The 11931-nt window shown below is 63.7% G+C and carries 11 protein-coding genes; all 11 read right to left on the reverse strand.

The window, feature by feature from the left end:
- Positions 1-13 precede the first annotated feature (13 nt).
- Positions 14-1255 carry an MlaD family protein gene (locus JVX90_RS15015; RefSeq protein WP_205329509.1) on the reverse strand — a complete coding sequence of 414 codons (1242 nt, stop codon included), beginning with the start codon at positions 1253-1255 and terminating at the stop codon, positions 14-16.
- Positions 1252-2586, reverse strand: a complete 1335-nt coding sequence (locus tag JVX90_RS15020; RefSeq protein ID WP_205329510.1) for an MCE family protein — start codon at positions 2584-2586, stop codon at positions 1252-1254. Before JVX90_RS15020 ends, JVX90_RS15015 begins: the two co-directional genes overlap by 4 nt.
- Positions 2586-3830 carry an MCE family protein gene (locus JVX90_RS15025; RefSeq protein WP_205329511.1) on the reverse strand — a complete coding sequence of 415 codons (1245 nt, stop codon included), beginning with the start codon at positions 3828-3830 and terminating at the stop codon, positions 2586-2588. Before JVX90_RS15025 ends, JVX90_RS15020 begins: the two co-directional genes overlap by 1 nt.
- Positions 3827-4906 (reverse strand): MCE family protein, encoded by a 1080-nt coding sequence (locus JVX90_RS15030; RefSeq protein ID WP_205329512.1) that lies wholly within the window; start codon positions 4904-4906, stop codon positions 3827-3829. The genes JVX90_RS15025 and JVX90_RS15030 overlap by 4 nt, the downstream gene beginning before the upstream one ends.
- Position 4907: 1 nt before the next feature.
- Positions 4908-5996 (reverse strand): MlaD family protein, encoded by a 1089-nt coding sequence (locus JVX90_RS15035; RefSeq protein ID WP_205329513.1) that lies wholly within the window; start codon positions 5994-5996, stop codon positions 4908-4910.
- Positions 5993-7309, reverse strand: a complete 1317-nt coding sequence (locus JVX90_RS15040; protein WP_205329514.1) for an MCE family protein — start codon at positions 7307-7309, stop codon at positions 5993-5995. Before JVX90_RS15040 ends, JVX90_RS15035 begins: the two co-directional genes overlap by 4 nt.
- Before the next feature lie 6 nt (positions 7310-7315).
- Positions 7316-8188 (reverse strand): ABC transporter permease, encoded by an 873-nt coding sequence (locus tag JVX90_RS15045; protein ID WP_205329515.1) that lies wholly within the window; start codon positions 8186-8188, stop codon positions 7316-7318.
- 2 nt (positions 8189-8190) lie between these two features.
- Positions 8191-8997, reverse strand: a complete 807-nt coding sequence (locus tag JVX90_RS15050; RefSeq protein WP_008377541.1) for an ABC transporter permease — start codon at positions 8995-8997, stop codon at positions 8191-8193.
- Entirely contained in the window at positions 8994-10286 is a 1293-nt protein-coding gene (locus JVX90_RS15055) for an ABC transporter ATP-binding protein (protein ID WP_205329516.1), read from the reverse strand. Before JVX90_RS15055 ends, JVX90_RS15050 begins: the two co-directional genes overlap by 4 nt.
- Before the next feature lie 397 nt (positions 10287-10683).
- Positions 10684-11070: a 50S ribosomal protein L7/L12 gene (gene rplL / locus JVX90_RS15060; RefSeq protein ID WP_008377539.1), complete on the reverse strand. Its 387-nt coding sequence runs from the start codon at positions 11068-11070 to the stop codon at positions 10684-10686.
- A gap of 106 nt (positions 11071-11176) precedes the next feature.
- Positions 11177-11707, reverse strand: a complete 531-nt coding sequence (gene rplJ, locus JVX90_RS15065) for a 50S ribosomal protein L10 (RefSeq protein ID WP_205329517.1) — start codon at positions 11705-11707, stop codon at positions 11177-11179.
- Positions 11708-11931: the final 224 nt, after the last annotated feature.

An 11931-nucleotide genomic window follows, 5' to 3' on the forward strand; every position in this document is an offset into this window, starting at 1 on the left:
GCCGCTCTCGAGGCTACTTCTCGTGCACTCCCATGAGCCCGCCCAGCTGAGTGGCCAACGGGTTCAGGTTCAGCTTGTCGGGATCCTTCTTCGGCTTGTTGTCCCACGGCTGCGGGAAGTCCGGGTTGGCGAGTACGGCTCGGCGCGCGCCGCGCACGGCCGTCGGACTGCCTACGGGGACATCACAATTCGCCTGAGTATTCAAAGGGAAGTCATCGTAGTTGACGTCGAAATCCGGGTTGCGGCGCTTCATTTCGGCAATGATCGCGTCGGTGCTCTCATACCCTCGGGTACAGCTCGCCGGATTGCCCGTCTCCAGCACGATGCCGAAGTGGATCTGTCCGTCACCCGGTGCGGGCGAGTGGCTGCCTGCAGACAGTGCGGACAGCAACGCGAACGTGATTCCGGTGGCGAACGCCGCAGGCTCCGTGTAGTCGACTGTGGCGCCAAGCTGATGGATCAGCTTGCCCGCGTCGTCGCCGTTGCTCTGAATGAAGTGCGAGAGTGACGAAGCTGCCCGCGGTCCGTTCGACAGAATGCGACGGATCGCCGGGTCGGAACCTGCCAGCGTCGCGGTCACCAGTTCAAGATTGCGCGACCAGGTGAGGATCTCGTCCGACTGCTCCGCCTGCGTGCCGAGCACGACGTTCGAGTTCTTGATCAGCGAGATCGTGTCGTCGAGGTTCTCGACTCCGCTCTGCGAGAGCTTGTCGAGCGAATCGACCAGCCTCGTCAGATTCTCACCCTGACCGTTGAACGCCTTGCCGAGTTCGGTCACCACCGTCTTCAGATCGTCGACGGGGACGGTCTTGGTCAGACTGATCGCATCGGAGATCACGTTCTGCAGCTTCGGCGGCAGCATGTACTCCTTGATCGTGTCGCCGTCCTTGAGGACGGGGCCGTCGGAAGATGTCGGCTGCAGGTCGATGAACTGCTCACCGATCGCCGAGCGGTTGGTGACGACTGCCTTCGCCGACGCAGGCACCTCGGCCGCGCTCGAGTTCATGTTGAGAGTGACCTCAACACCGTCATTGGTCATCTGCATGTCGCCGACCAGGCCGACCGGCACACCGCGGTACGTGACCTCGGCGTTGGGGAAGATGCCTCCGGCGTCTTCCATCGGAAGTGTCACGTGGTAGGTCGACAGGCCTGCGAGTTTGTCGAGCCGGGCGTACTTGCCGCCGACGTAGACGATCGCGAGAACACCGACGACCGCGAACACGATCAACTGGATCTTGACGAGACGGCTGATCATGCGTCGTCACCCTTCACGAGCGAGAGAGTCGCGTCCAAGAAGTCCGAGCCGTCGCCCTGCGAGGGCAGCGGTGCGTACTGGTTCGACGAGCGCTTCTTCTTCGCCGTCGTCTTCTTCTTCGCGCCGGCCGGGTACGTGCCGCCGGAAGGCGGCGTGTTGGGTCCGGGGCGCGAGTTCAACGGCGGCGGAAGCAGCGAGATCGTCGGCCAACCCCAGCGCGGGCCGTTGCCATTGATGTACGGGTTGTTCGGGTCGACCTTCGGCGGATTGACCTTCGGCGGGCTGTACTTCGGGGTGCCCTGACCGACGCCGAGTGCCTCCAACTGATTCAGCAGCCGCAGGTCGAGCGTCATGAACAGGTTGGTGGCGTCGCCCTGCACTGCCGGAAGCAGATCGTCCGGGAACGGGTGCGTCAACATCAGCGGGACAGCGGTCACCGCGTCCTGAGCCGACTTCGACAATTCGGTCAGAATCGGGCGAAGTGCCTTGAGATCGTTGATGATCTCGTCGTGCGCCTTACCGAGGATGTCGGTCCCGACCTTGCCGAGATCATCGAGCTTGGTGAGGAGGTCGACGAACTGCGGTCGTTGCTCTTCGAGGACCTGCACACCGGCCGGAAGCTCATCGAGGATCCGTTCGATCTGAGTCGTCTGGTTGTTGGCGCGCTCGGACAGCCGGCTGACTCCGTCGATGGCCCGAACGATGTCGTCGCGCTGCGCGTTCAGACCGGTGATCAGCGTCTCGGTCTGACGGAGCAACGAAGCGAACCGACCCGGATCCGAGCCGATCGAGTCGTTGATCGCCTCGACGATCGGCTTCAACTGATTGATGCCGCCACCGTTGAGCAGCATGGACAGTGCGCCGAGCAGCTGCTCGATGTCGGTTGTCGTCCGGGTACGGCCGTTGTCCGACTTGATCATCTGCGACTCGGGCTGGCGCGGAGTAGACGACGTGACGCCGTCCGGCTCGGACAGAGACACGAACTTCTCACCGAGCAGGTTGGTCTGCTGGATGGCCGCGTGCGACTTGTCCGACAGATCCACCGAGTTCTTCACCTTGACGGTGACGACGGCCTCCCAGGAATCCTCGGGCACCTCGATCTTGGTCACCTGACCGACGGGGATGCCGTCCATCTTGACCATCGACTGAGGAACCAGGTCGAGGATGTTCGCGAACTGGATCCGGTACTCACGTGGGTTGTCCCCCACATCAACACCGCCGGGCAGCGGAACCGACTGGATGCCTGCACAGGCCGAGGTCACTGCGACAACGGTCGCCATGACGGCGCCGACCGCGGCGGTGCGCGCGCGCTTGCTGAGCGTCGCCTTCATCACTTGCCTCCGGGGAGTCGCGGATCGGGGTTACCCGAATTGGTGCCTGGTGCGGGGTTCTGCTGCTGCTTCTTCGCGCTCAGCAAGCCGAACGGGAGGATCGGGAGCATGGGCTCGAGGACCCCGTCGTTGATCTGCTTCGTCAAGCTCTTGCAGCCGTCGATGAGCGGCGCCATCTTCTTGCTGAAGTCGATGGCGAGCGGATTGCCCGGCATCAGATTCTTCAGGTCGAGGAAGCGGCACTGCGCTGCGAGCGGATTCTGCAGGTCAAGCAGGTTCAGTCGCATCGCGACGGTTCCGGACTCAGCATCGTATGCGTTGATCAGGTTGGAGATGGTCACGGGCAGCACTGTGAAGATCTCGAGCAGGTGCTTCTTGTTGTCCAGCAGTGCCTGACCGGTCGGCTGAAGATCGCGGATCGTATTGCCGAGACGGTCGTTGTTGTCCGAGATGAACGTCGCCACGTCGCCGAGGGCGTACGACAGCGTGTCGAGCGCCTTGCCGAGCTGGTTCCGCTCGCCCGCCATGAACTGGTTGAACGACGCCATCTGTGTGTTGAACTGGCGGACCTGAGCGTCGTTCTCCTTCAGCGCTCCGACGAAAACGTTCAAGTTCGAGATCGTCGAGGAGAGGTCACCGCGTCCGTCGGACAGCGTGGTCGCCGCCTTCGACAGGTTGGTGATCGCCTCGCCGAGCTTGGCGCCGTTGCCGTCGAGATTCTTGGCGGCCGTGGACACGAAGTCGGTCACCGCACCGTTCTTGTTGGCACCGTCCGGCCCCAGTGAGACTGACAGCTTCTGCAGATTCTTGTAGATCGCGTCGATCTCCACCGGCACCGCAGTCTTGTCGGTGCCGAGCCGGATCTCGCTGTCTGCTTCGGGTCCACCGTTGAAGGCAGGGGTGAGCTGGACGTAGCGGTCGGCGACGATCGACGGGATGATCTGCACCGCCCCGACGTTCTCCGGCAGCGTTACACCACGGTTGACGCGCATGTCGACGTCGACGACGTCGCCGTTCGGCGTGACCTTGGTGACCTTGCCGACGTCAACGCCGAGCACTCGGACGTTGCTGCCTTCGTAGATGCCCACCGCACTGCTGAAGGTGGCGTGCACCGTGGTGGTGCCGACCAGGGTCGATGCCCACCATCCGGCGGCGCCGATGATCAGCAAGAGGACCGTGCCGAGTGCGCCGAAGACGATGTTCCGCTTGTTGAACACCCCGGACTCGTTGTCTGCCGTGGTCATCGGCCCCCCGTTCCGCCGTTGTTGAGGTTCTTCTGCATGTTGGGCGGACGAGTGGTGTTCTGCTGCGGGAGTGCGGGCGGCAGAAGGTTGGTCACCGTCGACTCGAACCAGCGACCGTTACCGAGCACGTTCGCGTACAGGCGGTAGAACGGCGCCATGTAGGTGATCGTGTCGCGCAGATTCTGGTTCTGGCGGGTCAGCATGTCCGTGACACCTTCGAGAGAGTCGAGTGCCGGGCCGATCTGAGCCTCGTTGTCACGGACGATTCCGGTCAGCGCTCGACTCAGAGTCGTTGTGCTGGCGAGAAGTGCCGAAATGCTCCGCTGGCGGTTGTTGAGCTCTTCGAGCAGCGTTCCCGCGCCGGCGATGAGCCGAGTGAACTCCTCGTTGCGATCGGCGAGGATCTTCGACGAGTCCTTCGTCGCGCGCAGCAGGCGTTGCACTTCCTGGTCACGGCTGGCGATGGTGTTCGACAGCCTGGAGATCCCCTCAAGCGATGGGCCGATATCTCCGGAAGTACCGGAGAAGGCGTTCGCCAGGGTGCGGAGACTCTTGGCCACGTTGTCGGTGTTGACGTTCTCGATCTGGTCCGCCGCGTCGCCGAATGCCTCGATGACGTCGTACGGCGCGACCGTATCGGTGAATGTGACGTCCGGATCGGCGAGCTCGCTGCCCCGGGGGTTCAGCGCCAGGTACTTCTGACCGAGGACGGTCTTGATCTGAATGGACGCCTGAGTCTGATCGCCGATCCACGTGTTGTTCGCGCGGAAGTGGACGTCGACCTTGTTGCCGTTGAGCTCGACCCCGGTGACCTCGCCGACTTTGACGCCCGCGACACGGACCTCGTTGCCGGGCTTGAGTCCGGCGGCTTCGGAGAACGCTGCCGTGTACTGCGCGCCCGCGCCGAGGAGTGGCAGATCCTTCAGGTAGAAGGACGACACCGAGATCATGATCAGAATCAAGAGGCCGAGGCCGCCGATTCCTGTCGCACTGCGACGGCCGGCGAACCGCCTGCTCTTCTGTGGCGCCGGGGCCTCCTGATCGGAGGCGTCGGGTGTGTTCGGCTGTGTCGTCATGTCACTCCCCCGGTCGCTTGTTGTCCTTCCAGCACCGCGTGGCGGCACTGGTGTATAGGACGTGGTTGATGTCAGGAAGGCCGACGAGCGGCTGCGTGAGCAGCGTCGACTTGCCGTTGCCCGCGACGACGTCGATGCCGCACAGGTAGAACTGGAACCACGAACCGAAGGTGGCCGCACGGCCGATCTTCTGCAGCTTCACCGGGAGGTTCGTCAGTGCCTTCTCGATGTCGTCGGTCCGCGTGTTCAGCTGGTCCGACAGCGACTTGATGCCTGCGATGTCGCCCTGAATGGCCGGACGGGTCTTCGACAGGATCGAGCCCATCACCGTTGTCAGGTTCGAGACCGATGTGACCGCCGAGCCGACGGAGCCGCGCTGCGCCGCGAGACCCGTCACGAGCTTCTCGGTGTTGTCGAGCAGGCTCGTGAACTGATCGTCGTTGCGGTTGACCGTCTCGAGGACTTTGGTGAGGTTGGTGATCATGTCACCGATCACCTGATCCTTGTCGGCCAGTGCGTTCGTCAGTTCCGACGTCTGAGTGATCAGCTGGCTGATCGTCGTATCCATGTCGCCTTGGAAGACCTTGATCACGGTCTCGGCGAGCTTGTTCATGTCGTCGGGCGTGATCTGCTTGAACAACGGACGGAACCCGTTGAACAGTTCCGTCAAATTCACAGCAGGGTGTGTGTTCTGCACCTTCGGATCGGTGCCGAACGTGAAGTCCTTGCCGACCGTCTCTCGTGAGTCGCCCGGGCCCTTCTCGAGGGCCACGTACCGCAGACCGGTCAAGTTCCGGTAGCGGATGTAGACGTTGGTGCTGGCGGGCAGCGAGTCGCGGTCGACGTTGAACGTCACGAGCGCCTGATTGCGGTTCGTGATCTCAACGCTCTCGACCTGACCGACGCGCACCCCCGCGATACGGACGTCGTCGCCGGAGTTCAGCATCGCGGCATCGTTGAAAACGGCTTTGAAGCCGGTCCGGCCCCCGCCGCCCGCATTGGCGATCGTGAGTCCGAGCATCGCCGTCGCGACCGCGGTGATCACCGCGAACACGATCAGCTTGATCAGAGGCGCTGTCAATGACCTCACTTGACTGTCACCTGCGCTCCCTTTGCTGCTCCGCCACCGATGTAGGTGATCCACGTCGGTACTTCAGCCGGATCGACTCCGGTCGAGGCGCCGTAGACGATCTTCATTTGATTCCTGTAGTCCTGGTCGTCGTAGACGGCTCCGGCAGGTGCTCCACTGAACTGCGGCTGCGGAAGATCCGGCCAGGTCGTGGGGCCCGCGTTGCGCGACGGCGGCTGGTACGATCCGTCCGGAACGCCGCCTCCCGGGTACTGCGGGAACGGGCGACCGTTGGTCGCAGGCTCGTAGCAGCGCGCAGGCGGGTCGCGCCACAGCAGACGCGGCTCGTCCTGGTTCGGCAGGTAGCGACCGCGCGGGTTCACGAACTGCAGATTCACGCGGACACCGGGATTGTCGGTGCCCTTGCCGACGATGTCGCCGACCTTCGGCACGATCGTCGCGAAGTTGTGGAACATGCAGCGGAATGTCGGAGACTGCTTCGCCAGCGGGACCAGGAAGGACTCCGAGTCGATCGCCAAGTTGAGCAGATCACGACGGTTCTTCCGCAGGAACTTCGTGGTGTCCGTCGCCGCGACGCCGAGAGTGGAGATCAGGGTGCTGAAGTCGCCCTGGCGCTCCACCAGCGTGTTGCCGGTGACGCGAAGCGAGTCGAGCGCGTCGATCACGTCGGGAAGTGCCTCCGAGTACGTCTGCGAGAACGAGGCGAGACCGCGCAGGGTGCCCTGCAGGTCGTCCATGTTCGCGTTGACGCGCTTGAAGATCGTGTTCAGTCGGTCGATGGTGCCGCCGAGCTGCTTGCCCTTGCCGCCGATCGCCTGCGAGATCGACGTCAGCGTCACGTTCAGGTCCTGCGGCGGAATCGCCTTGAGGACCGGCATGAGCGCGTCGAACAGGTCCTCGACCTCAGCGGCGCTGCCGCGGGGATCGGTCTTGATGGTCTCACCGTCGGAGAGCGACCCGTGGCCGTTCGTCGGCACGGTCAGCGAGACGAAACGCTCACCGAACAGGGTCTTCGGCAGCACACGACCAGTGGTGCCCTGGGGCAGTTCCTTGGCCTTGTCGGGATCGAGCCCGAGTTCGACAAGCGCCTTGCCTCCCGGCTGCACCTTGATGCTCCGGACGGTGCCGACGATGACGCCGCGCGCCTTCACGTCGGAGTTCTCCGCGAGAGCGTTGCCCGCGTTGTCGGTCTGCAATGTGACCGTCGTGTACTTGTCGAACGTCCCCTGGAACTTCAGGATCGACGCCGCCAGCAGTCCGAAGACCACAACGAAGAACACCAGACCCAGCAGCCTGCGTTTTGCAGTCGCCACGTTTTCCTAACCTCCGACTCGGACCGACGTGGTGGTTCCCCAGATCGCCAGGCCCAGGAAGAAGTCCATGACCGCGATCAGCACCAACGCTGCGCGCACCGCGTGTCCAACAGCCACACCGACGCCCGCGGGGCCGCCGCTTGCGTAGTAGCCGTAGTAGCAGTGCACCAGGATGATGACGAACGCGAACACCAGCACCTTGCCGAACGACCACAGCACGTCGGCGGGCGGCAGGAACAGGTTGAAGTAGTGGTCGTACGAACCGGTCGACTGACCGTTGAAGACCGTGTTGATGGTGCGCGACGCGAGATACGCGGCCATCAGGCCGAGCACGTACAGCGGGATGACGGCGACGAAGCCTGCGATCACGCGTGTGCTGACGAGGAACGGGATGGACGGGACGGCCATGACCTCGAGGGCGTCGATCTCCTCGGAGATGCGCATGGCGCCGAGCTGGGCGGTGAAGCCGCAGCCTACCGTCGCCGACAGTGCCAGGCCCGCCACCAGCGGTGCGACTTCACGGGTGTTGACGTACGCCGACAAGAAGCCGGTCAGTGCCTGCGAACCGATCTGGTCGAGGGCCGCGTAGCCCTGCATGCCGACCACAACACCGGTGAAGCCCGACATCAGGACCATCACGCCGACGGTGCCGCCGATGACGGCGAGGCCGCCCGAGCCGAACGCGACCTCGGCGAGGAGGCGCATCACCTCACGGGTGTAGTGGACGAGGGTCTTCGGAATCCACGCGAGCGTGCGACCGTAGAACGACATCTGTTCGCCGGCGCCGTCGAGGATCTTCAACGGCTTGCCGAGTTGCTTGCGCGCCTCGTAGAGGTAGTACTCCGGGCGGCTCTTGGAGACTGTCACACCACGTGTCATGGCTAACTCACCTTCGCCGGGACGATCTGGAGGAACACGGCCGTGATGATCAGATTCGCGAAGAACAGAAGCAGGAACGTCACGACGACGCTCTGGTTCACCGCGTCGCCGACACCCTTCGGGCCGCCCTTGGGGTTGAGGCCCTTGTAGGCGGCGATGACACCTGCGATGACACCGAAGATCGCGGCCTTCAGCGTCGATATGTAGAGGTCCGGCAGCTGCGCGAGCGCGCCGAACGAGGCGAGATACGCACCGGGCGTTCCGCCCTGCACGATCACGTTGAAGAAGTAGCCACCGCCGATGCCGACGACGGCGACCAGTCCGTTGAGGAGGACGGCCACGAGGACCATCGCCAACACGCGCGGCACGACGAGGCGCTGCACGGGATTGATTCCGAGCACCTCCATCGCGTCGATCTCTTCGCGAATGGTTCGCGAACCGAGGTCGGCGGCAACGGCCGATCCTGCGGCGCCAGCGACAAGCAGCGACGTCACCAGGGGCGAACCCTGCTGGACGACGACGAGCACGCTCGCCGCGCCGGTGTACGCCTCGGCACCGAGCTGCTTGATCAGCGAACCGGTCTGCAGCGAGACGATTGCACCGAACGGGATCGCGATGAGCGCGGTCGGCAGAATCGTGACGCTGGCGATGAACCAGGCCTGCTGAATGAACTCGCGCAGCTGGAATGGCCGCACGAAGAGCTGGCGGGCGACGTCGACGAACAGCTGGACGATGTTGCCGGTCTGGGTGAGAGCACCCTCACCGGCCTTCGCGAGCTTGTCGACGCCACGCGTGGTGGCACTCGTCATGCCTGGTTACTCCCCTGTCCCTTGGACTGGTCGTTGATCGCCGTCTCGATGGCCGAGGTGTCGATCGGCTGCGTGAACGCGTCGTCGCCAGCGGGCTGAGCGACGGCGGTCTTCGCGAGATCCGGGCGTGTGACGACGTCGGTCTGCTGGTTCGCCTGAGTGTTGCCGTGTACGTCGGTCGGAGCGACGTACACGCCTTCCGGACCGCCCGGGAGACCGGTGTAGACGGCGTTCGGATCGCTGAAGTCGGTCTGCGACAGGGCCACCAGAGTGGTCGACGTCTCGGGCGTCTCCGCAGCGCGGCGGTCCTCTTCGGCGATCGAGTTGCGGATCGCGTGCTGCGCGTTCTCCGGGAGGGTGTGCAGCATGCTGAGGACGTTCGCACGGTGGCGGATCGCGGCCTTGCGGACAGGCATGCCCGGGTTCGGCTGCACCTGCGGGATGATCTCGGAGAAGTCGTCCGAGGTGCCGCCACCGGAGATGCCCGCGGCCTGCATGGCGGCCTCTGCCGCAGCGACCGACTCGTCCTTCTCCTCGGACATGCCGATGGGACCGAAGCGGTCGCCGGAGAGGAACTGCTTAACAACCGGCTGCTCCGAGGTGAGGAGCTGCTCGCGCGGACCGAACATGACGAGTTCCTTGCGGAACAGCATGCCGATGTTGTCCGGGATGGTGCGGGCGATGTTGATGTTGTGCGTGACGATGAGGATCGTCGCGTCGATCTCCGCGTTGATGTCGATGAGCAGCTGCGAGATGTACGCGGTGCGGACCGGGTCGAGACCCGAGTCGGGCTCGTCGCAGAGGATGATCTGGGGATCGAGCACGAGTGCGCGGGCCAGACCGGCGCGCTTGCGCATACCGCCGGAGATCTCGCCGGGGAGCTTGTCCTCGGCGCCGGCCAGACCGACGAGCTCGACCTTCTCCATGACGATCCTGCGGACTTCGTCTTCCTTCTTCTTCGTGTGCTCACGAAGCGGGAAGGCGATGTTGTCGTACAGGCTCATCGAGCCGAAGAGTGCGCCGTCCTGGAACAGGACGCCGAACAGCTTGCGGATCTCGTACAGCTCCTTGGCAGAGCACTGAGTGATGTCGGTGCCGTCGATGATGACGGAGCCCTGCTCGGGATGCAGGAGGCCGATGAGAGTCTTCAGGAAGACCGACTTACCGGTACCGGACGGACCCAGGAGAGCGTTGACCTCGCCCGCGGGCAGCGTCAGGCTGACATCTCGCCAAATGTTCTGTGAGCCGAACGACTTGGTGAGTCCCTCGACTGTGACCTCAACTCCCACTGCGTCCCTCCAGACGTTTCAGATACCGAATGGCTTCCGTTGTGCCCATCCGTGGACACGAAACCTGTGAGCTTTTAGCCCCCGCTCACTCCGGTGTGCCGTTTGTGGCTGCGGTCACTGTAACCCACCGCGTGGTATGACACACCTTCAGATCACTGTGGTGACCAGCCCGGCGAGGCATCTACTCAGCGGTAACTTTGTTTAGTGAGCTGAGAATACTCGAAGAAGCGAGTCAGGCCAAAGTGAACGCGGTCCGATCCGACACGCTGATGTGAGAGACCTCACATAGGTCGGTTTATGGACACCGAATGACACGAAAAGGGCCCGCAGGGTAGTCCCTGCGGGCCCGATTCGAAGCCGCTACGCGGCCTCAACGCCGTCGTACGACGGCATCAGATCACTTGAGCGAGATCTTGGCGCCGGCCTCTTCGAGCTTGGCCTTGGCAGCCTCAGCGTCGTCCTTGCTGACCTTCTCCAGGAGAGCCTTCGGTGCACCCTCGACGAGGTCCTTGGCTTCCTTCAGACCCAGACCCGAGACGACCTCACGGACGACCTTGATGACCTGGATCTTCTTGTCGCCGGCCGACTCGAGCACGACGTCGAACTCGTCCTGCTCAGCAGCGGCGTCGGCGCCGGCAGCCGGAGCACCGGCAGCAGCGACGGCGACCGGAGCAGCAGCGGTGACCTCGAAGACCTCTTCGAACTTCTTCACGAAATCGCTGAGCTCCAGCAGGGTCAGTTCCTTGAACTGCTCGATGAGCTCGTCAGCGGTGAGCTTCGCCATGGTGGCGTCCTTCCGTAATTCCCCGCCGGTGCGGGGGCGCCTGCAGTGCAGGCTCGATCATGGGTGTCGACCAGCTTGCGCCGGTCTGGGTGGAGAGCGTGAGGTCTCAGGCGGCGTCGCCCGAGGCCTCCTGCTTCTCCTGCAGAGCCGCAGCGAGACGCGCGACCTGCGACGCAGGCTGGTTGAACAGCCCTGCAGCCTTTGCCAAGTTGCCCTTCATGGCACCGGCGAGCTTTGCCAGCAGAACCTCGCGGGTTTCAAGGTCGGCGATACGCTCGACCTCGTCCACGGACAGCACGCGGCCGTCCATGTATCCACCCTTGATGATGAGGTTCTTGTTCTCCTTGGCGAACGTCTTCATCGCCTTGGCGGCTTCGGGAAGCTCGCCTTCGATGAATGCGATCGCGGTCGGACCGGTGAACAGCTCGTCGAGGCCCTCGACGCCCGCCTCTGCGGCGGCACGCTTGACGAGGGTGTTCTTGGCGACGGAGTAGGTTGCGCCTTCACCGAGCGTGCGACGCAGGGTTCCCAGCTGGGTGACGGACAGACCACGGAATTCCGTGATGACCGCCGCATTGGAGCCCTTGAACTGCTCGGTGATCTCTGCGACTGCAGAAACCTTTTCGGCCTTAGCCATACTTCGCCTCCTCTCGTGTCACTTCACGTCGACTCGGTTCCACCGAGTCGAATCGGACCCAGACCCCGTTGGTTCGTATGAAAGCGCTCGCGTGAAACACGAAACGCCCCGGGCGCAGGAGGCACGGGGCGTACACAAGCCAACTCGAGAGTGGCGGCGGTAATCCTCGTTCATCCTGCGTGGGTCGCCGGCCGGAGCCGGACCTTCGATCGGGACTCTCGTCC

Origin of the sequence: Gordonia sp. PDNC005, assembly GCF_016919385.1 — a bacterium.
Classification (GTDB): domain Bacteria; phylum Actinomycetota; class Actinomycetes; order Mycobacteriales; family Mycobacteriaceae; genus Gordonia.